Origin of the sequence: Stenotrophomonas aracearum, assembly GCF_031834615.1 — a bacterium.
GTDB lineage: Bacteria > Pseudomonadota > Gammaproteobacteria > Xanthomonadales > Xanthomonadaceae > Stenotrophomonas > Stenotrophomonas aracearum.
Genome location: NZ_CP115543.1, coordinates 1810068 through 1832954, shown reverse-complemented (window position 1 = coordinate 1832954; position 22887 = coordinate 1810068). Strand labels below are relative to the sequence as shown.

18 protein-coding genes and 1 pseudogene are annotated in these 22887 nt (G+C 67.5%); 5 read left to right on the top strand and 14 right to left on the bottom strand.

The annotated features are described in order from the left end of the window. Positions 1–75: 75 nt before the first annotated feature. The 13 genes and pseudogenes from prfB to PDM28_RS08415 all read right to left on the bottom strand — a co-directional run bounded on the left by prfB (position 76) and on the right by PDM28_RS08415 (position 16217). Positions 76–1201, bottom strand: a protein-coding gene (prfB, locus tag PDM28_RS08475) for a peptide chain release factor 2 (protein WP_102945533.1) whose coding sequence is annotated in 2 segments (ribosomal slippage) — positions 76–1125 and positions 1127–1201 — 1125 coding nt in all. Because the reading frame shifts where the segments join, the coding sequence is not laid out codon by codon here. A 70-nt stretch (positions 1202–1271) separates the two neighbouring features. Beyond that, a complete protein-coding gene (locus PDM28_RS08470; protein WP_425507648.1) occupies positions 1272–4199 on the bottom strand; it encodes a VIT domain-containing protein in 2928 nt (975 codons plus the stop codon). A 117-nt stretch (positions 4200–4316) separates the two neighbouring features. Further along, positions 4317–4622, bottom strand: coding sequence for a hypothetical protein (locus PDM28_RS08465; protein ID WP_146033441.1), 306 nt, complete (start codon positions 4620–4622; stop codon positions 4317–4319). Then, a complete protein-coding gene (locus PDM28_RS08460) occupies positions 4622–5167 on the bottom strand; it encodes a hypothetical protein (RefSeq protein ID WP_146033442.1) in 546 nt (181 codons plus the stop codon). The genes PDM28_RS08465 and PDM28_RS08460 overlap by 1 nt, the downstream gene beginning before the upstream one ends. Before the next feature lie 89 nt (positions 5168–5256). Beyond that, positions 5257–6990 carry a single-stranded-DNA-specific exonuclease RecJ gene (gene recJ, locus PDM28_RS08455; protein WP_311184450.1) on the bottom strand — a complete coding sequence of 578 codons (1734 nt, stop codon included), beginning with the start codon at positions 6988–6990 and terminating at the stop codon, positions 5257–5259. Further along, positions 6987–7907: a phosphoglycerate mutase gene (locus PDM28_RS08450; RefSeq protein ID WP_311184449.1), complete on the bottom strand. Its 921-nt coding sequence runs from the start codon at positions 7905–7907 to the stop codon at positions 6987–6989. Before PDM28_RS08450 ends, recJ begins: the two co-directional genes overlap by 4 nt. 6 nt (positions 7908–7913) lie before the next feature. Beyond that, positions 7914–8390 carry a transcription elongation factor GreA gene (greA, locus tag PDM28_RS08445; RefSeq protein ID WP_311184448.1) on the bottom strand — a complete coding sequence of 159 codons (477 nt, stop codon included), beginning with the start codon at positions 8388–8390 and terminating at the stop codon, positions 7914–7916. Continuing rightward, positions 8387–11629, bottom strand: a complete 3243-nt coding sequence (gene carB / locus PDM28_RS08440) for a carbamoyl-phosphate synthase large subunit (RefSeq protein ID WP_311184447.1) — start codon at positions 11627–11629, stop codon at positions 8387–8389. Before carB ends, greA begins: the two co-directional genes overlap by 4 nt. A 69-nt stretch (positions 11630–11698) precedes the next feature. Next, positions 11699–12829, bottom strand: a complete 1131-nt coding sequence (gene carA / locus PDM28_RS08435) for a glutamine-hydrolyzing carbamoyl-phosphate synthase small subunit (RefSeq protein ID WP_311184446.1) — start codon at positions 12827–12829, stop codon at positions 11699–11701. Between the two features lie 218 nt (positions 12830–13047). After that, positions 13048–13770 (bottom strand): 4-hydroxy-tetrahydrodipicolinate reductase, encoded by a 723-nt coding sequence (dapB, locus tag PDM28_RS08430; RefSeq protein ID WP_102945542.1) that lies wholly within the window; start codon positions 13768–13770, stop codon positions 13048–13050. Positions 13771–13870: 100 nt separating this feature from the next. Then, a pseudogene (locus tag PDM28_RS08425) lies at positions 13871–14113 on the bottom strand (DUF6587 family protein); the annotation flags it as partial. Next, positions 14113–15966, bottom strand: a complete 1854-nt coding sequence (gene feoB, locus PDM28_RS08420; RefSeq protein ID WP_102945544.1) for a ferrous iron transport protein B — start codon at positions 15964–15966, stop codon at positions 14113–14115. The gene feoB and the pseudogene PDM28_RS08425, both read right to left, overlap by 1 nt. After that, complete coding sequence (locus PDM28_RS08415) at positions 15963–16217, bottom strand: FeoA family protein (protein ID WP_102945545.1); 255 nt, start codon at positions 16215–16217, stop codon at positions 15963–15965. The genes feoB and PDM28_RS08415 overlap by 4 nt, the downstream gene beginning before the upstream one ends. A gap of 119 nt (positions 16218–16336) precedes the next feature. Here PDM28_RS08415 and PDM28_RS08410 point away from each other — a divergent pair, with 119 nt between their 5' ends. The 5 genes from PDM28_RS08410 to yeiP all read left to right on the top strand — a co-directional run bounded on the left by PDM28_RS08410 (position 16337) and on the right by yeiP (position 22127). Next, positions 16337–17125, top strand: coding sequence for an enoyl-CoA hydratase-related protein (locus PDM28_RS08410; protein WP_311184445.1), 789 nt, complete (start codon positions 16337–16339; stop codon positions 17123–17125). Between the two features lie 141 nt (positions 17126–17266). Continuing rightward, positions 17267–18160 (top strand): hydroxymethylglutaryl-CoA lyase, encoded by an 894-nt coding sequence (locus PDM28_RS08405; protein ID WP_311184444.1) that lies wholly within the window; start codon positions 17267–17269, stop codon positions 18158–18160. Next, positions 18157–20724: a sensor domain-containing protein gene (locus PDM28_RS08400; RefSeq protein ID WP_311184443.1), complete on the top strand. Its 2568-nt coding sequence runs from the start codon at positions 18157–18159 to the stop codon at positions 20722–20724. Before PDM28_RS08405 ends, PDM28_RS08400 begins: the two co-directional genes overlap by 4 nt. Positions 20725–20757: 33 nt before the next feature. Next, positions 20758–21528, top strand: a complete 771-nt coding sequence (locus PDM28_RS08395; protein WP_311184442.1) for an SDR family NAD(P)-dependent oxidoreductase — start codon at positions 20758–20760, stop codon at positions 21526–21528. Between the two features lie 32 nt (positions 21529–21560). Further along, positions 21561–22127: an elongation factor P-like protein YeiP gene (gene yeiP / locus PDM28_RS08390; protein ID WP_102945549.1), complete on the top strand. Its 567-nt coding sequence runs from the start codon at positions 21561–21563 to the stop codon at positions 22125–22127. Between the two features lie 142 nt (positions 22128–22269). Here the strand turns inward: yeiP and PDM28_RS08385 are convergent, their stop codons facing one another. Continuing rightward, positions 22270–22773 carry a hypothetical protein gene (locus PDM28_RS08385; RefSeq protein WP_311184441.1) on the bottom strand — a complete coding sequence of 168 codons (504 nt, stop codon included), beginning with the start codon at positions 22771–22773 and terminating at the stop codon, positions 22270–22272. Positions 22774–22887: the final 114 nt, after the last annotated feature.

Sequence of the window (22887 nt, the reverse complement as noted above, 5' to 3'; positions counted from 1 at the left end):
GCGTGGGTCTGTGTCTTGGGGAATTGGACAGTGGGGAGGTGAAGCAGCATCGGGCCGCACGTGGCGGCCCGACGGTCAGGCGTCGAGGCGTTTGGAACCGACTTCCAGGCCCGACTTCAGGCTGGCTTCGACGAATTCGTCGAGGTCGCCGTCGAGCACCTTCTGCGTGTCCGAACGCTCGATGCCGGTGCGCAGGTCCTTGATACGGCTCTGGTCGAGCACGTAGTTGCGGATCTGGCTGCCCCAGCCGATGTCGGACTTGGTCGCTTCCACGGCGTCCTTTTCCGCGTTGCGCTTCTGGATTTCCAGCTCGTAGAGCTTGGCGGCCAGCATCTTCATCGCGTTGTCGCGGTTCTGGTGCTGGCTGCGGCCGGTCTGGCACGCCACCACGATGTTGGTCGGGATGTGGGTGATGCGCACCGCCGACTCGGTCTTGTTGACGTGCTGGCCACCGGCGCCGGACGAACGGTACACGTCGGTACGCAGGTCGGCCGGGTTGATGGTGATGTCGATGTTGTCGTCGATTTCCGGCGACACGAACACCGAGGTGAAACTGGTGTGGCGGCGGTTGTCCGAATCGAACGGCGACTTTCGCACCAGGCGGTGCACGCCGGTTTCGGTCTTCAGCCAGCCATAGGCGTAATCGCCTTCCACGCGCAGCGTGGCCGACTTGATCCCGGCGACATCGCCACCGGACACTTCCATCAGCTCGGTCTTCCAGCCACGCGATTCGCACCAGCGCAGGTACATGCGCAGCAGGATTTCGGCCCAGTCCTGGGCTTCGGTACCACCGGCACCGGCCTGGATGTCGACGAAGGCGGCGGCGCTGTCCATCTCGCCGGAGAACATGCGCTGGAATTCCAGCTGTTCCACGTGCTTCTGGTACTTGTCCAGGTCGGCGACCACGGCCAGCGCGGTGTCTTCGTCCTGCTCGCTTTCAGCCAGCTCCAGCAGTTCGCTGGATTCGGTCAGCCCGTCCAGGATGGTGGCGATGCCGCCGACCGTCTTGTCGAGCATGGAACGCTCGCGGCCCAGGTTCTGGGCGTACTCGGCGTTGTTCCAGATATCGGGATTTTCCAGTTCCCGGGTTACTTCTTCCAGACGCTCTTTCTTGGCGTCGTAGTCAAAGATACCCCCTGAGCGAGACCACGCGATCGGTCAGATCGGTGATTCGCTGGCGCACGGGATTGAGCTCGATCATATCGGCGGTAATGAAGGCTTGGGACAAGACCGGGAATTATAGCGTCCCAAGCCCCGTTCATGTTCAAGGGTCAGCGGACCTCGAATTCACCTACCAGTACGGTTTCGGAATTTTCCTTCAAACGCAGGGTCACGTACTGGTCCTGCTGGCGCCGGCTGCCCCAATGGGTGCTGAGCCGCAGGGTCAACGTGGTCGCGCCGGTCACCAGCTGCTCGCGGCTGCCGAAGTAATTGGCCTCCACCCTGTACGTGCCCGGCTTGGCCTGGCGCAGCGAGAACTGTTCCGGCCCGTAGCCGCCGGTGAAGTCGCGCGACATCTGGCCGCCCTGGTACGTCAGCTGGTTGCCGTAATAGGCGCGTTCACCATTCGGGTCGGTCACCCACAGGTCCATGTCGCTGTTGTCGCTGTCCCAGCTCAGCACCACGCGCAGGTCCAGCGGCATTGCCCGGCGCAGGCGCGGGTCAACGGCACTGGCGTCTACTCCTGTACGCGCGACCAGCGTGGTCAGCTCGTCCAGCGCGATCAGTGAGATGCCGTCGAAGCGCGCATCCCACGGCCGCACCACCACCTCGTTGAACGCCGCCAGTGCCTCCGCCGGCTGGTTGTTGGCTTCCAGTGCCAGGGCCAGGTCGCGGAAGCTCTGCGGCTCTTCCTCACCGAGCGCCAGCACATCCCGGAACACGGGCACGGCCAACGCCGGCGCCTTGGCCTGCATCAACCGGTAGCCCAGCACGCGCAATACGTGGCGGTTCTCCAGCTGCATCTCGGCCAGGTTGGACAGCACCCGCAGGGCCAGGTCGCGTTGGCCGTGGGCCAGCAGGATGTCGGCCACGTCCAGGTAGAACGCGCTGCTGTCGGCGTGGTCGTCGCGCTCCTGCAGGTACAGCGCATAGACCGCGTCCGGACGCGCCGCGCGCAGGCGACGGGCGTAGGCCGAATCAGGCGCCCACGCAGCGACGCTGATTTTCAGCGCGCCGCGGTTGGCGGGGTCACCGGCGGTGTAGGCGTCAGCGTCAGCGGCGGACTCGGCGTCGGCCGGCAGGCGGGCACCAGTGACCACGATCCTGTCCAGCGAGGTCGAGCGCGCGGCTTCCTCTCGGCGCTGCGCGCGCTCCGCCGCCATCATCATCGGTGCGGCAGGCGCAGGCGGCGCGGGCGGTGCCATCGCCATCGGCGCGGACATCGCCTTGGCCGGTGGGGCGACCGGCGGCGCGCCCTTGGGCCAGGAGCGGTTCCACCATGCCTCGCGCTGGGCGAACTGCGCCGCCAGCGTGTCCAGTCGCTGGCGACGGGCGGCGGCATCGTCGGCCAGGGTGACCGCGTGCTGGCGGTCATACGCCTGCTGCAGCGGGCCGGCCGGGCGGATGCCGTACCGAAGGTAATCGTCCAAGGTTTCGAGTACCAGCAGGGAGGTATCGGGGCCGACCAGTCCGAAGCGCTGCGACAGCGCCTGGATCGCCGCGCGGTTCGCGCCCGGATCGCCGGCCAGCGCCCGACGCTGGGCATCGGCCCAGGCATGGGCGACCAGTTCGCCACCGATGTCGCCGACATCGGCCAGCCGCACTGTCACGGTGCGTCGCGCGCCGTTTTCGTCCGGTACCTGCAGCCGCAGCACCGCATCCGCACGCTGCACCCGCCCAAGCACCCGCACCCAACCGTGGTCGGCACGCTCCGGGTCGATCAGCAGGTCTGCCAGTCCTTCGCCGTCGGCCATCACATCCGCCGGGTTGTCGCGCAGCAGGCGCGCGGCGGCGGCCTCCACGTCGCCGGCCCCGTCCATCACCAGCAGCTGGCCCCGTCCGGCGCGGGTCCAGACGCGCAGGCGGTCGCTGTCGGTGCGCGCGCCGGCGCCGCTCAGGGCGTACAGGCGCTGCTGCGCACCCAGCACGGGCTGGTCGCGCTTGCCGTAGTTGGCCAGCCCGTCGCTCACCAGCAGGTACTCGTCCACGTCGGGCTGGGGCGTCCAGTCGCCCAAGGCGCTGGCGCCGTCCCGCGGCAATGCCTCCAGGTGGCGACGCAATGCGATCCAGTCGCCCTGGCGGATCGCGAAGCGGCGGCTCGGCTCGGCACGGTCGCGCAGGACGGTCAGCTGCACCTCGCCGTTGCCAATGGCGCGGAAGTACCTATCCAGCACCGCCAGTTCCGCAGCGGTGTCGCGGTTGCGTGCCGAACCCGAGGCGTCCCACAGCAGTCCCACCCGGCGCGGCAGCGTGCGTGCACGCGCCTCCACCGGAACCGGCACCTGCACCATCAGGTACTGCCCGCCATCGAAGCGGCCGCGCACCGCATCGACCCCGCGCGGCAGCGGCAAGATCCAGCCCAGTTGTGCGGGCAATGCCATGCCGGAACCCTGCCAGCGGCTCCGCCACGCGCCGTCGCGCGGGGCTAGCACCAGCGGCGACTTCCCGTTGGCCACCGGCACGCCATTACCCACGGCATCAAGGCTCAGCTGCACCGACTGCGCCTGCCGCGCAAACTGCAGCGGCAGGGTCCAGCGCAGGCCCTGCGCTTCCACCGGCAGCGCTTCGCGCACAGTGATCGCCACCCGCCGCGTGCCCATCGCCGGAATCGGGTAGATGCGTAGCCGGAACTGGTTACCGGCCGTCTGTTCAAGCAGGCCCGGATCGACCCCGCGCCGCTCAATGGCCTCGAACACCTGGCGACCCTGCGCCTTGGGCACCGGCACCGCGTCGCGCAGCACACCGTCGATATCCAATGCGAAACCGGTCACCTGCTGGCCTTCGGCCAAGGGAAACTCCAGCGATCCTTCCAGGACGCGGCGATTGGGGTTGCGGAACACCAGCTCGATCCGGGTTTCGCCCAATCCTCCGGCCACGTGGCTGTCGATGCGGGCCTGCTCCAGCCGAACCGGCTGCTCGGCCCCGGCGACCTTCAACACCGGCGCGGCAACCTGCTGCGCCGCCGCCGTTTGCATGCCTGCCCCTACCCCCGCCCAAAGCAACAACCCCAGCCCGATGTTCCGCAGCATGCTGTCCATGTGACGCTCCAGATCCGATGACGGGAGGTTCAACGCATGGGGAGTGGGAATGGGGTTGAAGGACAAAGGCGTCAAGTCACCGACCTGAGAGCCGCGCCAGCCGCGGGGCCACCCGGCCTAGAACGGGAAATGCGCCGAACACGCCTGCACACCATCGAATACCTGCTGCAGAAGCGCGCAATCCTGCTCGGCCTCATAGCTGGCAAAGAACCGGAATTCCTCGGGGTCCATGCTGCTGCGGTAAAAGACGAGGTAGCCGCCCGGGACTTGAGCAGTTGCGCGTCGGTGGCGGACCGTCATCTCGAACTGGTCAGTCTTGGTCGTGATGGCATCCCTGTCATAGGTAAAGGTCCATGTCAGTTCACCGGCATCCGTCTTTGAAACGACTTTCTCCATGAAATCCCGGACTTTGGGCGGCAACATCAGACCCATCCCTCCAGATTTGCGAGCCTCTCGGCAGCGCGCTTGATGGTCATCAACACATCATTCAGCTCAGTCTTTCCGGCCCGGGTCATTGGCTTCCCTCTGTCGTCGTTCAGTGCCCTTTGAAGAGCATGCTCCACGTCGCCCAGCTTCTCGGCGATGGCGTTACCTTCGAACGGCAGCACATGCTTGAAATCGAGGCGGGCGGCAAATCGTCGCGCGATCTGCACCGCCCTTAACGCCGCAGTGTAGTCCTCAGCGCGCATGCTTTCGCTGACCTCGTCAACCAATGCAATGACTTCGGCACTCAGCGTCCTCGCCTCCTGCCGTGCAGTGGCAGAAAGCGCCAGATTTACTGCGTTTGTGGCCGTTCCTGCATGAATAATCTCACCAACGGCGATGACAAGTGCCACCAATGTGGCAACGCCACACCAGTAGGTGAAGGAATCAATTCTGTCGGGAGCAGCCCATTTGTCACTGACGTACACCAGCAGAACGCAAACCGCGACGGACACGACACCGTACATCCATCGAACATGCGACATGAATCCTGCCACCCACGCTGCGTCGGCCGTCTGGCCATCGCGTCGAGCCTAACGTCCGGGATCCGCCATCGCAGTCAGCCCATCCCCAATCACGCGTCGGTGCAGTGCTCGATGATGAGCTGGATGGCGCCGCCGCCGCGATAGTCGTCGCTGACCAGGCGGTAAGCGATGTGTACGGTGTTGGCCGGGGCGTTGCCGCGCCAGCCGCTGAAATGGATGGCGTTGATCGGTTCGGCGCGGCCGGGGACGCGCAGGCTGAGCTTGAGGTGCTTTTCCTTCAGCACCTGCCAGCGGGCGACCTGGAAGTGGCCATCGAACAGCGGTTCCGGGAAGCCCTGCCCCCATGGGCCAGCCAGGCGCAGCGCTTCGGCGTGACGGAAGTCCAGTTCGGTCGGCGCCAATTCGCCATCGCTCATCAGCAGCTGCTGCAATGCGGCCGGGTCCATGCTGGATTCGACAACCGCTACGAACGCCTTCTGGAACTCCTGCAGGCGCGCATGCGGCAGGCTCAGGCCGGCAGCCATGGCGTGGCCACCGAACTTTTCGATCAGGCCCGGATGCGCGGCATTGACCAGCGCCAGCGCGTCACGGATGTGGAAACCGGCGATGGAGCGGGCCGAGCCGCGCAGCGAATCGCTGCCCGGTTCGGACGGTGCGAAGGCGATTACCGGACGGTGCAGGCGGTCCTTTATCTTCGACGCCACCAGACCGACCACGCCGGGGTGCCATTCGGCGTCGAACAGGCAGGCTGCGATTGGGCGTTCGCCTTCGGCACTCAATACGGCGCGTGCAACGGCCAGCTCCGCGTCGTCGGTCATCAACTGCTGGACGGCGCGACGTTCCGAGTTGATCTGCTCAAGGGTCTGGGCGATCTCGCGGGCCTGCGTGCGGTCTTCAGTGAGCAACAGCTCGATGCCGAGTGCCATGTCTTCCAGACGGCCTGCCGCGTTGAGGCGCGGGCCGATGGCGAAGCCGATGTCGGTGGCACTGAGGCGTTCCACATCACGACCGCTCGCCTCGATCAGCGCCTGCAGGCCTACGCACCCCTGCCCGGCGCGCAGGCGGCGCAGGCCCGCGCTGACCAACGCCCGGTTGTTGGCGTCCAGTGCGACCAGATCGGCCACGGTGCCTACGGCGACGAGGTCCAGCAGGGTCAACAGGTCGGGCTCTGCACCGGCAGCAAACGCGCTCTGCTGGCGGAGCTGACGACGCAGCGCCATCAGCACGTAGAAGATCACGCCAACCCCGGCGAGCGCCTTGCTCGGGAACGCATCGCCGTTGATGTTCGGGTCGACGATGGCGTCGGCCGGCGGCAGCTGTTCGCCGGGCAGATGATGGTCGGTGACCAGCACCTTCCAGCCCAACGCCTTGGCGGCATTGACGCCAGCGTGGCAGGCAATGCCGTGGTCGACGGTGACCAGCAGCCCCGGCTTCAACGGCGCCAGTTCGGCCACCAGGGAAGGCGACAGCCCGTAGCCGTGCAGCATGCGGTTGGGTACCGCATGCACCACATCGCGCGCGCCCAGCATGCGCAGGCCACGCACGCCGACCGCGCATGCGGTGGCGCCGTCGCAATCGAAATCGCCCACCACCAGGATGCGGGCATTGTTGGCGATGGCCTCGGCGAGCAGATCGACCGCTGCCTGCATGCTGCCCATCAGCTCCGGGGCGTGCAGTTGCGCCAGCTTGGGCTGCGCTTGGGCGGCGTCGGTGACACCGCGCGCCGCGTACAGGCGCTGCAGAAGCGGCAGCATTTCAGCAGGCCATTCACCGGCAGACGGGATGGCGCGGCGCTGGATCTGGAGCGAATCGGAAGCAGTCATGCGTCGTGCAGCTGCACCGGCTTCTTCCAGAAGCGCCAGCGCTGGCCCTTGTCCAGCTCAAAGCGTGCGCCATCCTCGAAATCCAGCACCAGCCGGCGCAACTCACCGCGCTGCAGGGCCGACAACAACGGCCGGATCGCATCGTTGCCCAGCTGTTCCAGCGAACGCAGCTGGCGCAGGTCGACCAATGCATCCACCTGCTGGTCGCCGTCGGCCTGCACGCCGGCCGCCTTGGCCAGCGCCTGCAGCAGCGCGTCGCGGCTGCGCACCTGGGCATGCGCGGTGCGCACCGCTTCAGGCAGCTCACCACCGCCCCAGAACCACAGCGAATTGACCGCGCGCTTGCCCGCGGCAACCCGCTGGGCATTCCATGGATGCTGGTGCAGCACCACCTGGGCCTCGGTCAGCAGCGCACGCCAACGGCGGCCTGCATCGCCCTCGGGCAGGAAGGCGAACAGGTCATCGCCCAGTACATCGTCGGGCGCGGCAAACGCCGGCAGCGTGGTGCCCGGCGGCAGGCGCAGGTACCAGCGCGACGGGGTCGGCGCGTCCAGGGTGAATCCGTAACCGGCAAACAACGGTTGCAGCGCCGGCAACAGCGCGGCCACGTCGTTGGCCTCGAGCCGCAGCGTGTCGCCATGGCCCATCATCCGCGCGCCGTGCATGTCCGGCACCACATTGGCCGGATCGGCCCGAAGCCATACCCCGTCATGGGCATCGCCCACGTCGAGCTGGCGGGTCAGCGCGGCCACCGGCCAGTGCGCCGGCTGCAGCTGGAAATGCCGCTGCAGCTGGGCACGCTCGCCGGCGTCGACGCTGGTGCGCTCGGCACGGCCGAGCGCTTTGGCCACGTCATCGGGCAACGATGCGGCGGGAAACCGGCTGCGTGCCGGCAGCAACAACGTTGCCGTGGCCATGGGCGGTCAGGCCACGTACTGCACGGCGACGATTTCGTACTCGCGCTGGCCGGCCGGCGCATCGATGGTGACGCTGTCGCCTTCGTTCTTGCCGATCAGCGCACGCGCCACCGGCGAGGAAATGGCGATCAGGCCCTGCTTGATGTCCGCCTCGAGGTCGCCGACGATCTGGTACTGCTTCTCTTCGTCGGTATCCACGTCGGCCAGGGTCACGCTCGCGCCGAACACGACCTTGCTGCCCGCATTGAGCTTGCTGATGTCGATGATCTCGGCATGCGAGAGCTCACCTTCCAGCTGCTTGATGCGGCCTTCGATGAAGCCCTGCTCTTCGCGCGCGGCGTGGTACTCGGCGTTCTCCTTGAGATCGCCGTGCTCGCGCGCCTCGGCGATCGCCGCGATGACCTTGGGGCGCTTGACCGACTTCAGGTGGTCCAGCTCGTCGCGCAGACGCTGCGCGCCCTTCAGGGTGATCGGTGCTCTCATGCGTTCAACTCCTTGTGCAGCTCCTGCAGCGACCAGACCGGGCCGGTACTGCGGAATTCCAGGGATTGCACCAGCGCCTTGGCGCCGGCAATGGTGGTCGAATAGGTCACGCGGTGCTGCAGCGCTTCGCGACGGATCGAGAACGAGTCGTTGATCGCCGCGCGACCTTCGGTCGTGTTGACGATATACACGATCTCGCCGTTCTTGATCGAGTCGACGATGTGCGGGCGACCTTCAACCACCTTGTTGACGATCTCGCAGTCCATGCCGTGCTGCTGCAGCCATGCTGCGGTGCCACGGGTGGCCACCAGGCTGTAGCCGCGCTCCAGCAGCGCCTGCGCCACCGGCAGCACGCGCTTCTTGTCCGGGTCGCGGACCGACACGAAGGCCTTGCCCAGCGGCGGTGCCTTGATGCCACCGGCTTCCTGCGCACGCGCGAAGGCGGCGCTGAAGCTGCGGCCCACGCCCATTACCTCACCGGTGGAGCGCATTTCCGGCCCGAGGATCGGGTCAACGCCCTGGAACTTGGCGAACGGGAAGATCGCTTCCTTGACCGAGTAGTAGTCCGGCACGATCTCCTTGGTCGCGCCCTGCTCGGCCAGGGTCTTGCCGGCCATGCAGCGTGCGGCGATCTTGGCCAGCGCCATGCCGGTGGCCTTGGACACGAACGGCACGGTGCGCGAGGCACGCGGGTTCACTTCCAGCAGGTACACGATGTCCTGGCCGTCGTCGCCGGCCTGGATCGCGAACTGGGTGTTCATCAGGCCGACCACGTTCAGGGCCTTGGCCAGTTCCACCACCTGGCGGCGCAGTTCGGCCTGGGTTTCAGCGGACAGCGAGTACGGCGGCAGCGAGCAGGACGAGTCGCCCGAATGCACGCCGGCTTCTTCGATGTGCTCCATCACGCCGCCGATCAGCACGTTGCCGTCCTTGTCGGCAATGATGTCCACGTCCACTTCCACCGCGTTGTCCAGGAAGCGGTCCAGCAGCACCGGCGAATCGTTGGAAACCTTGACCGCATCGCGCACGTAGCGCGCCAGGTCGGCTTCACCATAGACGATTTCCATCGCGCGGCCGCCCAGGACGTAGCTCGGGCGTACCACCAGCGGGTAGCCGATCTCGCGGGCCAGCAGCAGCGCTTCCTGGTCGTTGCGGGCGATGCGGTTCGGCGGCTGCTTCAGGCCCAGCTTGTCGACCAGCTGCTGGAAGCGCTCGCGGTCTTCGGCCAGGTCGATGGAATCCGGCGAGGTGCCGATCACCGGCACGCCATTGGCTTCCAGCGCGCGCGCCAGCTTCAGCGGGGTCTGGCCGCCGTACTGCACGATCACGCCCTTGGGCTGTTCCAGCTCGACGATCTCCAGCACGTCTTCCAGCGTCAGCGGCTCGAAGTACAGGCGGTCGGAGGTGTCGTAGTCGGTCGACACGGTTTCCGGGTTGCAGTTGACCATGATGGTTTCGTAACCATCGTCGCGCAGCGCCAATGCCGCGTGCACGCAGCAGTAGTCGAACTCGATGCCCTGGCCGATGCGGTTCGGACCGCCGCCCAGGATCATGATCTTGTCGCGGTTGCTCGGCGCCGCTTCGCATTCGTCCTCGTAGGTCGAATACAGGTAGGCGGTGCTGGTACCGAACTCGGCCGCGCACGAGTCCACGCGCTTGTAGACCGGACGCACCTTGTGCGCACGGCGCAGCGCGCGCACGCCCGCTTCGTTGGTACCGGTCAGCTCGGCCAGGCGTGCATCGGAGAAGCCAGCGCGCTTGAGCTTGCGCAGGCGTGCGGCGTCGAGCGCGTCGAGGCCATCGGCGGCCAGCTGGGTTTCGGCCTGGATGATCTCTTCGATCTGGTCCAGGAACCACGGGTCGATGTGCGACAGCGCGAACACCTCTTCCACGCTGAAGCCCGCGCGGAACGCATCGCCCACGAAGAACAGGCGCTCCGGGCCCGGGGCCTTGAGTTCGCGCTTCAGGGTGGTGATGTCGTCTTCGCTGGCCAGGTCCAGGCCGGTCGGGTCGAGCCCGATCTTGCCGGTTTCCAGGCCACGCAGGGCCTTCTGCAGCGATTCCTGGAAGGTGCGGCCCATCGCCATCACCTCGCCCACCGACTTCATCTGGGTGGTCAGGCGGGCGTCGGCGGCCGGGAACTTCTCGAACGCGAAGCGCGGGATCTTGGTCACGACGTAGTCGATCGACGGCTCGAACGAGGCCGGGGTCAGGCCGCCGGTGATTTCGTTCTTCAACTCGTCCAGGGTGTAACCCACCGCCAGCTTGGCCGCGACCTTGGCAATCGGGAAGCCGGTGGCCTTGGAGGCCAGCGCCGACGAACGCGACACGCGCGGGTTCATTTCGATCACCACCACGCGGCCGGTGGTCGGGCTGATGCCGAACTGGACGTTGGAGCCGCCGGTGTCCACGCCTATCTTGCGCAGCACCGCGATGGAGGCATCGCGCAGGCGCTGGTATTCCTTGTCGGTCAGGGTCTGGGCCGGGGCCACGGTGATCGAGTCACCGGTGTGCACGCCCATCGGGTCCAGGTTCTCGATCGAGCAGACGATGATGCAGTTGTCGGCGGTGTCGCGCACCACCTCCATTTCGAATTCCTTCCAGCCCAGCACCGACTCTTCCACCAGCACTTCGGTGGTCGGCGACAGTTCCAGGCCGCGGGTCACGATATCGACCAGCTCTTCGCGGTTGTAGGCGATGCCGCCACCGCTGCCGCCCAGGGTGAAGCTGGGGCGGATGATGGTCGGGTAGCCGACGCGGGTCTGGATCTCGATCGCTTCTTCAAGCGTGTGCGCGACCGCAGCGGTCGGGCACTCGAGGCCGATCTCGCCCATCGCCACGCGGAACAGCTCACGGTCTTCGGCCATGCGGATCGCGTCGCGCTTGGCGCCGATCAGTTCGACGTTGTACTTCTCCAGCACGCCATTGTCGGCAAGGTCGAGCGCGCAGTTCAGCGCAGTCTGGCCGCCCATCGTCGGCAGCAGCGCGTCCGGCTTTTCCTTGGCGATGATCTTTTCGACCGTCTGCCAGTTGATCGGCTCGATGTAGACGGCGTCGGCCATCTCCGGGTCGGTCATGATCGTGGCCGGGTTGCTGTTGACCAGCACCACGCGATACCCCTCGTCACGCAGGGCCTTGCAGGCCTGGGCGCCGGAGTAATCGAACTCGCAGGCCTGGCCGATGACGATCGGGCCGGCACCGATGATGAGGATGGTCTTAAGGTCAGTGCGCTTGGGCATTGTCTTCTCTAAGTCAGTACAGCGTGTCGGGGTCTTCCGGCGCCGCGCCGAAGGCGGCGGCGCCTCGAATCAGGCCTTGGCCTGCGCCATCAGGGCGATGAAGCGGTCGAACAGCGGGCTGACGTCGTGCGGGCCCGGCGAGGCTTCGGGGTGGCCCTGGAACGAGAACGCCGGCACGTCGGTGCGCGCGATGCCCTGGTTGGTGCCGTCGAACAGCGAGCGGTGGGTCACCCGCAGGGTGGCCGGCAGGGTCGTTTCGTCCACCGCGAAACCGTGGTTCTGCGAGGTGATCATCACGCGGCCGTCGTCCAGGTCCTGCACCGGGTGGTTGGCACCGTGATGGCCGTGGCCCATCTTCACGGTCTTGGCACCGGAGGCCAGCGCCAGCAACTGGTGGCCCAGGCAGATGCCGAACACCGGCAGCTGCTTGTCCAGGAACACCTTGATCGCCTCGATGGCGTAGTCGCACGGTTCCGGGTCGCCCGGGCCGTTGGACAGGAACACGCCGTCCGGGTTCATCGCCAGCACCTCGGCGGCCGGGGTCTGCGCCGGCACCACGGTGATGTCGCAGCCGCGCTCGGCCAGCATGCGCAGGATGTTCAGCTTGGCGCCGAAGTCATAGGCCACCACCTTGAACTGCGGGGCAGCGCTGACGAACGTGTTGGAGTCCAGGTCGAGCTGGCCCTCGTTCCAGCTGTAGGCCTTCTCCGTGCTGGTCACCTTGGCCAGGTCCATGCCCTTCAGGCCCGGGAACTTGCGCGCCGCTTCCAGCGCCACGTCCACGTTGATGTCGTCGCCGGCCATCAGGGCACCGTTCTGCGCGCCGCGCTCGCGCAGGATGCGGGTCAGCTTGCGGGTGTCGATGCCGGAAATGGCGACTACGCCACGCTGCAGCAGCCAGTCCTGCAACGACACCTGGCTGCGCCAGTTGCTGGGACGGCGCGGCACGTCGCGCACGATCAGGCCGGCCGACCAGACCTTGTGGGCCTCGTCGTCCTGGTCGGTCATGCCGGTGTTGCCGATATGCGGGTAGGTCAGCGTGACCATCTGCCGAGCGTAGGAGGGATCAGTCAGCACTTCCTGGTAACCGGTCATGGCGGTGTTGAACACCACCTCACCGACGGACAGGCCGGGCGCGCCTACGGATTCGCCCTCGAATACGGTGCCGTCTTCGAGGACGAGGATTGCGGCTTGGGTCACGGGAATCTCACTTTGGCTACCGAGGGGGTGCCGAAGTCACGCCACGCTTCACGGAAAAGCGGTTGCAAAAAAGCGCGGACTGCGGTGCGGGACCGGTCCGGCTGTCGTGATTCGGCGAGCGGGAATTGTAATGGGAAGGGCGCCCCGGCGCCAGTGGTTGTGCGTATTCACGATGGGCCGATGCGTGATGAACCACACAGGACACGCAGGGCGTGTCCCTACGCTCCGGCTAGCAGATCCCGGACCCGGTAGCTGCCCGGCGCCCGCCCATTCAGCTGAATGGCGGCAAACAGCGCACCCCGCGCGAAGATGTCCCGGTTGGTGGCCCGGTGGGTCAGCTCGATGCGCTCGCCCAGCCCGGTGAACTGGACCAGATGCTCGCCCACGATGTCACCGGCGCGCAGGCTGGCGTAATGCGGCTGTGCCCCACCCTTCTGCGCGGCGGCGCCCAGCGTGAGCGCGGTGCCCGACGGCGCGTCCTGCTTGTGCACATGGTGGGATTCGACGATGTCGCAGTCCCAGCCTGCCAGCGCGGCGGCGGCGCGTTCGACCAGTTCATCCAGCACGGCCACGCCGAGCGAGAAGTTGGAGGCCCACACCAGCGGGATCTTCGCGGCGGCCGCGATCAGCGCCTGGCGCTGGCTTTCGCTGATCCCGGTAGTACCGGAGACCAGCCCTGCCCCGCGCTCCACGCACAGCGCCAGTACCGGATCGAAACCTTCCGGCAGGCTGAAGTCGATGGCCACGTCGAACCGGGGCGCGCCGTGCAGTTCGCTGGCGGCGAAATGCGGCACGCCTTCGACCACGCGCTGGGCCGGCGAACGACGGGTGATGGCGGCAACGACCTGCAGGTCGTCGCGTTCGGCGGCCAGCCGCAGCAGCGCCTGGCCCATGCGACCGGATGCGCCGTGGATGAGCAAACGAATGGGGGGAGTAGTCATGCCAGAAGGCTAAAGGAAAGCCCCGGGAAACGGTAGCGCCGGCCGTTGGCCGGCCCGCGCGATCCCAAGGCCGGCCAACGGCCGGCGCTACCGATGCTGCTTCCGGCGGCGTGGGACCACAGCTGTCACAACCACCACACGCGCCGCCGCCGGTGGCAGGCGGGGCGATCCTGCGCCCCAGCGCCTGCAGCCAGGCACTGCGATCCGGCTTCACCAGCCCCAGCGCGATCGCCCCGCGCACCCGGCGCACGGTGCCGGGCATCTGCTTCTTCACCACCACCCACGCGCTGGCCAGCACGATCAGTGCGACCACCACGTACTGCAGCATCAGGCCGGCGTCCATCAGCCGCCGCCCAGCGCCACGGTCACCTGGTAGGTGACCAGCGCAGCCACGTAAGCGGCCGCGAACAGGTAGAAGGTGGCAAAGCCAACCTGCTTCCAGGAGTTGGTCTCGCGCTTGATCGTGGCCAGGGTGGAAATGCACATCGGCGCATAGATGAACCACACCAGCAGCGACAGCCCGGTCGCCAGCGACCAGCCGTTGGCGACCACCGGGGTCAGCGCCTGGATCGCAGCATCGTCATCGGCTGCCGACAGCGCATAGATGGTCGCCAACGACGACACCGCCACTTCGCGCGCGCCCATGCCTGGGATCAGCGCGATGCAGATCTGCCAGTTGAAGCCCAGCGGCGCGAAGAACACCGCCATCGCATGGCCGATCTGGCCGGCGAAGCTGTAGTCGATGGCCGGCATGGTGGCGTTTTCCGGCGCACCGGGGAACGACAGCAACACCCACAGCAGGATGGTCAGCGACAGGATGATGCCGCCCACGCGCTTGAGGAAGATCATGCCGCGCTCGTACAGGCCCACCGCCAGGTCGCGCGGGTGCGGGATGCGGTACGACGGCAGTTCCAGCATCAGCGGATGCTCGCTCTTGTCGCGGCGCCACTTTTTCATCACCCACGACATCGCCAGCGCGCTGAGGATGCCGGCCACGTACAGGCCAAACAGCACCAGGCCCTGCTGGCTGACGAAGCCCCACAGCGTCTTCTGTGGAATGAAGGCACCGATCAGCAGCGCGTACACCGGCAGGCGCGCCGAACAGGTCATCAGCGGCGCCACCAGGATGGTGGCCAGGCGGTCGCGCGGATCCTGGATGCTTCGGGTGGCCATGATCCCCGGCACCGCGCAGGCGAAGCTGGACAGCAGCGGGATGAACGAACGCCCGGACAGGCCGGCCGAGGCCATCATGCGGTCGAGCAGGAACGCAGCGCGCGGCAGGTAGCCGGACTCTTCCAGCGCCAGGATGAAGGCGAACAGGATCAGGATCTGCGGCAGGAACACCACCACCCCCCCGACGCCGGCGATGATGCCGTCGGTGAGCAGGCTGGTCAGCGGCCCGGCCGGCAGGTTGGCGCCGACCACTTCGCCGAGCCAGCCGAACCCGGCCTCGATCCCGTCCATCAACGGCGTGGCCCAGGCAAACACCGCCTGGAAGATCAGGAACATCACCACCACCAGGGTGATCAACCCGAACACCGGGTGCAGCAGCCAGCGGTCCAGCGCGTCGTCGATCTTCGCGGTGCGCGTCGGCATGCTCACAGCGGCGGCCAGGATGTCACGCACCTGCATGTGGTAGTCGGTTTCCCCGGCGACGGCCGCCACCGGCGCATCCAGGTGCGGCACCATCGCGTCCAGGCGTTCGACCAGCGCGCGGGCGCCGTTGCGGCGCACCGCCACGGTTTCCACCACCGGCACGCCCAGGGCCTTCTCCAGTGCCGGCACGTCGATCCTGATGCCACGGCGCTCGGCCGCGTCGACCATGTTCAGCGCCACGATCATCGGCTTGCCCAGCTCGCGCAGCTCCAGCGCGAAACGCAGGTGCAGGCGCAGGTTGGTGGCGTCGATCACGCACAGCAGCACGTCCGGTGCCGCCTCACCCGGATAGAAGCCCCGGCACAGGTCGCGGGTGATCGCCTCGTCCAGGCTGGCCGGCTGCAGGCTGTAGGCACCGGGCAGGTCGAGCACCGCGAATTCGCGACCGGACGGCGCGCGCAGGCGACCTTCCTTGCGTTCCACGGTTACGCCGGTGTAGTTGGCGACCTTCTGGCGGCTGCCGGTGAGCTGGTTGAACAGCGCGGTCTTGCCGCTGTTGGGGTTGCCGACCAGGGCAACGCGCAGGGTGGCGGCGCTCATGCGGCCGCTCCATCTGCAACCGCCGTAATGTCGATTCGCCTGGCTTCGGAAATCCGCAGCGCGAAACGGGTGAACCCGACCTGCACCAGCAGCGGTTCGCCGCCGATGGGACCACGGGCTACCAGACGCACATCTTCACCCTTCACAAAACCCAGTTCCCTGAGCCGGCGGGCGATGGCGTCGTTTGCATGGAGGTCGCGCACCGATTCCACCTGAGCGGAGCCGTGCAGCGGCAGATCGGACAACGTCACGGGTCGCCTTGGGTCGATAAGAATGGTTATCAATTCTAGCATCGCCGCGTCGCGTCATGGCCCGCGCCCCTTGGACCGCTATGATCCATACATGTATGGAGCAGGCGCAGGCCCCCAAGATGAGTGACGCTTTACGGATTGAACGCAGCGCCGCGGTACTGACCCTGTGGCTGGACCGCCCCACCCTGCACAACGCTTTCGACGCCGGGCTGATCGCCGCGCTGACCGCCGCGATGGACGCGGCAGGGCGCGACCCGCAGGTCCGCGCGGTGGTGCTGGCCGCGACCGGTGCCTCGTTCTCGGCCGGCGCGGACATGCAGTGGATGCGCGGCATGGCCGCCGCCAGCGAGGAGGACAACCGCCAGGACTCGCTGGCCCTGGCGCGGCTGATGCGGACCCTTGACGAGCTGCCCAAGCCGACCATCGCCCGGGTCCACGGCGCCGCGTTCGGCGGCGGGGTCGGCTTGGTGGCCTGCTGCGACATCGCCATCGCCAGCACCAGCGCCCGTTTCGGCCTGACCGAAAGCCGCCTCGGCCTGCTGCCGGCGGTGATCTCGCCCTATGTGATCGACGCGATCGGCCCGCGCCAGGCCCGCCGCTGGTTCGCCACCGGCGAGCATTTCGACGCGGAGACCGCGCTGCGGATCGGACTGGTGCACCAGCTGGTCGAACCTGAACGCATCGATGAAGCCGTGCAGCGCCAGCTTGGGCTGCTCGACAAGGCCGGCCCGATCGCCGCGGCGTCGGCAAAGGACCTGGTGCGCCGGGTCGCCGCCGGCCGCGACCGCGACGCCACCGACCGCGACAATGCCGCGCTGATCGCGCGCCTGCGGGTCTCGGCCGAGGGCCAGGAAGGGCTCGGCGCGTTCCTGGACAAACGCGCCCCGCATTGGGTCAGCCAGGACTGAACGCGGCCGCTGGCCGCTTTGTTTCCCATCCCGCGTATCTCCCTGTCGTGGCCCGCCAGGGAACTGCGCCGTCAATTCATCCAGGATGTTCCGTGATCGCACTTGAGTTCCCCCCGCTGTCCGACCGCCCGGCCCTCCGTCATGGATGACTTCGTCCGCATCGTCGAGGTTGGACCGCGCGACGGGCTGCAGAATGAAGCCCAGCCGGTGGCCACCGCCGACAAGATCGAGCTGGTCCGGCAGCTGTCGCTGACCGGCCTGCGCACCATCGAGGCGACCAGCTTCGTCAGCCCGCGCTGGGTGCCGCAGCTGGCCGACGCCGCCGAGGTCTACGCCGGTATCGAACGCCTGCCGGGCATCGACTATCCGGTGCTGGTCCCCAACGAGCAGGGCTACGACCGTGCGCGTGCGGTGGGCGTGCAGGAAGTGGCGGTGTTCACCGCCGCCTCGGAGACCTTCAACCGTACCAACACCAATGCCGGCATCGACGAGTCGCTGGCCCGCTTCGCGCCGATCCTGGAGCGCGCGCGCGCCGACGGGGTCAAGGTGCGTGGCTACGTCTCCACCGTGCTCGGCTGCCCCTACCAGGGCGAGGTGCCGGTCAGCGAGGTGGTGCGGGTTGCCAAAGCGCTGCACGCCATGGGCTGTTACGAAATCTCGCTGGGCGACACCATCGGCGTGGGCACCCCGCGCAAGGCGCGCGCGATGCTGCATGCGGTCGCGGCCGAGGTGCCGATGGCGGCGCTGGCCGTCCATTTCCACGACACCTATGGCCAAGCCCTGGCCAACATCGATGCCTGCCTGGAAGAAGGCGTGCGCGTGGTCGATTCGGCCGTGTCCGGCGCCGGCGGCTGCCCGTATGCCAAGGGCGCCAGCGGCAATGTCGCCAGCGAGGACGTGGTGTACCTGCTGCACGGGATCGGCATGCGCACCGGGATCGACCTGCCCGCATTGGCTGCGACCGGCCGCTGGCTTGCCGCGCGTCTCGGCCGCGAAACCGGCAGCAAGGCCGGAAGGGCGCTGGCCGCGGCATGAACCGTCTCCGCCCGCGCATGGATGCTGCGGTCGGTGACCACCTCACCGCGCACGTCGATGTGCTGGCGGCGCTGGAACAGGCCCTGGCGCAGCCGCCGGGCACGGATGTGCATGCATTGCTGCGCGACGTGCAGCAGGCGTTGCAGGAAGCGATGGATGAGCGCCAGTTGGCGCTGCGCCGCTACGCCGCGCTGTTCGACGCGGTTCCCGACCCGGTCAGCATCCTTAGTGAATCCGGCGTGGTGCTGGACCTCAACCAGGCCGGGGTGCGCGCGTATGGCCGCAGCCGCGAGGACATCGTCGGCCAGCCGATCGAAACGCTCAATCCCGACCTGCCCAGTGACCACCTTGACCCGGTCTGGGAAGCGCTGCGCCGGGGCGAAACCTATGTCATCGAAGTCACCAACATGCGCGGCGACGGCAGCCGCTTCCCGGTGGAAGTGCATTCGGCCGGGTTCGAGCACCAGGGCGAGCACTGCATCGTGGCGGTCGCGCGCGACCTGAGCAGCCGCTGGCAGGCCGAATCGCGCTACCGCCTGCTGATGGAGTCGATCGACAAGGGTGTGATCCTGTTCGACCGGGACCTGCGCGTGGTGTCGGCCAACCCGGCCGCGCACCGCATCCTCGGCACCCAGGGCAACGGCGGCAGCCTGCAGGCACTGCTGGCCCCGGAAGACTGGATCAGCGTGGACGAGCACGGCCACCCGCTGAGCCGCGAGCAGTGGCCGGCCAGCGAATCGCTGCTGCGCGGACGCATCATCCGCAGCACCATCGTCGGGCTCTACCACCGGCCACGCGGGCGCATGATCTGGATCTCCACCACCAACGTGCCGGTGTACGGCAACGGCCGCGACATCCCCGACCATGTGTTCGCACTGTTCAGCGACATCACCGAGCTCAAGCGCAACAACACCCTGTTCGACCGCGCGCAGTCGCTGGCCCACATCGGCGGCTGGGAATGGGACCGCGGCCTGCACCGGCTGTACCTGACCGACGAAGCCGCGCGCATCCTCGGCCAGGAGCTGCCGCTCCAGGACATGGCCGAGCTGCTCGAATGCCTGCGCGTGGACGACCGCATGCAGCTGCAGCAGGCCCTGCTGGACGTGATCGACCGCCAGGCGCCGTTCGAACTTGAACTGCAGGGCCAGCGCAGCGACGGCCATTCGTTCTGGGTGCGCATGATCGGCGAAGCCGAAGCGGGCGACGTGAATGCCGCGCGCATCGCCGGCACCGTGCAGGACATCACCTCGCGCAAGCATGCCGAGGAGACCCTGCGCATCCAGGCACGCACCGACCCGCTGACCGGGATCATGAACCGCGACGCGGTGCTGACCGACCTCGCCACGCGCATGGGCAGCCCCACCCATTCCAGGGTGGGCGTGCTGTACATCGACCTGGACCGGTTCAAGACGGTCAACGACCTGCTCGGCCACAACGCCGGCGACGAACTGCTGATCGACGCGACCCGGCGCATTTCCACTGCGATCGGCACCGAAGGGCTGCTGGCGCGGTTCGGTGGCGATGAGTTCCTGGTGGTCTGCGATACCCGCGACCAGCCCGACCAGCCCGAGCGCCTGGCCGAGGCGATCACCCGCGCGTTCGCCACGCCGTTCCGGTTCGGCAGCGATGAATTCGCGGTGACCACCAGCATCGGCATCGCCCGTGCGCCGCAGGACGGACTGCGCCCGCAGCAGCTGATCCAGAATGCCGACATCGCCATGTACGACTGCAAGCGCCGCACCCGCAACGGCTGGCAGGTGTTCTCACCGGAACTGGCGCAGCGCCAGCACGACCGCCTGCAGATCGAAAGCCGCCTGCACCGGGCGCTGGACGATGACGAGTTCCACCTGGTCTACCAGCCGCAGGTCAACCTGCACACCGGGCAGATGGTGGCGGCCGAGGCGCTGATCCGCTGGCGCAACACGCAACTGGGCGAGCTGCGCCCGGACATCTTCATCGGGCATGCCGAAAGCACCGGCGACATCGTCCGGATCGGGCTGTGGGTGCTGAACGAGGCCTGCCGCCAGGTCCGCCAGTGGCAGGACGCCGGCCTGGGCATCGTGCGGGTGGCGGTCAACGTTTCCTACCGCCAGTTCGTCGGCGAGGACCTCGCCCGCAACGTGCGCCAGGCGCTGGACCAGTACGGGCTGCCCGGCAGCGCGCTGGAGCTGGAATTCACCGAGCGGGTGCTGATCGAGGACGCGCCGGACACCCTGCAGACCTTCGCCCGCCTGCGCGAAATGGGGGTGCTGCTGACCATCGACGACTTCGGCGAAGGCTACAGCGCGCTGAACTACCTTCGCCGGCTGCCGATCCACGGGCTCAAGCTCAGCCAGATGTTCGTCGAGGGGGTGCCCGGCAACCGCTCGGACGTGGCGGTATGCGAGGCGGTCTGCGGCATCGCGCGCAGCCTGGGACTGGGGCTGGTCGCCGAGGGCATCGAATCGGAAGAGCAGCGGCGGTTCCTGCACGACATGGGGGTGACCGTCGGCCAGGGCTTCCTGTTCGCGCCCGGGCTGGCCCCGGACGAGTTCGCACGGCGCCTTACGGCGCGCATCCGCTAGAATTGGCGGCTCTTGAACCTGCGGGTACGTGCAATGCAGCTGTCTTCCGTCCGCGCCGTCGTCACCGGCGGCGTTTCCGGCCTGGGCCTGTCGGTGGCCCGGCACCTGGTGTCCCAGGGCGCCCGCGTGGCCCTGTTCGACCTCAACGATGAAAAAGGCGCGGCTGCTGTCGCCGAGCTCGGCGCCGAACACGCCCGCTATTTCAGCACCAACGTCAGCGACGAGGCGGCGGTTGCCGCGCAGATCGACGCCGCGCATGACTTCCTCGGCGGCCTGAACGCGGTGGTGAGCTGCGCCGGCATCCTCGGTGCCGGCCGCGTGCTGGGCAAGGAAGCGCCGATGCCGCTGGCCACCTTCCAGAACACGGTGATGGTCAACCTGGTCGGCAGCTTCAACGTCGCCAAGGCCGCGGCCAACCGCATGCAGCACAATGCCGCCGGCGACGACGGCGAGCGCGGCGTCATCATCAACACCGCCAGCGTCGCCGCCTATGAAGGCCAGATCGGCCAGGCCGCGTATGCCGCGTCCAAGGGCGGCGTGGTCGGCATGACCCTGCCGATGGCGCGCGAACTGTCGCGCTTCGGCATCCGCGTGATGACCATCGCCCCGGGCATCTTCTGGACCCCGATGGTCGACGGCATGCCGCCGGCCGTGCAGGAGTCGCTGGCAGCGTCGATCCCGTTCCCGCCGCGCCTGGGCAAGCCGGAAGATTTCGCCGGCCTGGTCGCGCACATCCTCACCAACACCTACCTCAACGGCGAGACCATCCGCCTTGATGGCGCGGTGCGGTTGGCTCCCAAGTAACACCCCTACTTCCACCTACTGATCTTCATCCCATGAAAGCCAACGACATCAAGAAAGGCAACGTCGTCGAGTACAACAACGGCGTCTACCAGATCCGCGACATCGAGCGCAGCTCGCCGCAGGGTCGCGGCGGCAACGTGCGCTTCCGTTTCATCATGTACAGCGTGCCGGGTGGCAACAAGCTGGACGCCAGCTTCGACGCCGACGACAACCTGCCGGAAGTCGAACTGCTGCGCCGCCAGTCCACCTACTCGTACATGGACGGCGATGCGTTCGTGTTCCTGGACGATGAGGACTACACCCCGTACACCCTGGATGCGGACGTGATCGGCGACGACGCCGGCTACATCACCGAAGGCCTGACCGGCATCTATGTGCAGGTCATCGACGAACAGCCGGTCGCCGTGCAGCTGCCGGCCAGCGTGGTGCTGGAAGTGGTCGAGACCCCGCCGGAAATGAAGGGCGGCACCGCCACCAAGCGTCCGAAGCCGGCCAAGCTGAGCACCGGCATCGAGATCATGGTGCCGGAGTACATCACCAACGGCGAGCGCGTGCTGGTGAACACCGCGACCGGCGAGTTCGCAGGTCGCGCGGACTGATCAATGCACTGATGGTGCAAATTCCGTAGAGCCGGGCTCTGCCCGGCTGCTTTTCGCTGGACACCACGGGGCAGCCACGCAGGGCGTGGCTCTACCGGGCTGGGACCGCGTGGGACACGCATGGCGTGTCGCCAGGGATTCGTCAGGGGCGTGTCGCGCGGGCGGGCGCGCCGGCGAATTCGCCGCAGCCGTGGTACTGACGGGCGCCCACGGTAAGCATCACCGTGGCCCCGAAGCCCTGCCCACTCATATCGTCATGGCAGAGCGTTCGCTGGTAACTGAGCTTGATCTCGGTTCCGTCGGCCGCCTTGCCCGACCAGCCGTCCGCACCCTGTGTGGGCGAGGCGATCTCGTACTTCTGCTCACCGTAGCCAGTTTCCACCCGCAAAACCGGGTTGGGCCCCTCGCTCACCTGCGCCAGCCAACCCGGCTCGTTGCCGGTGGCACGGAAAGCCGGCGGCGCTTCGGTTCCGGCGGCAGCCGTTGCAGGCGCCAGTGACCCACCTGCATCCGCCGCCGGGACCTCAGCCGGCGCTGACGTCCCACCCGCCGGGTCAGCCGGGGCCGAGTCCGCCTGCTGCGCAGGCTGGCAGGCCGCCAACCCAAGGGCCACCGCCGCGCTCAGGATAAGGGGAGAAATGCGCATGTTCGACTCCTTTGCCGATGTTCTGGATCAGCAGGGAACGGTAACGCAACCATCGTGAACCTGACGGGACGAGACAGGGGGTAGAGCCAGGCCCTGCCTGGCTGCATCGCCTGA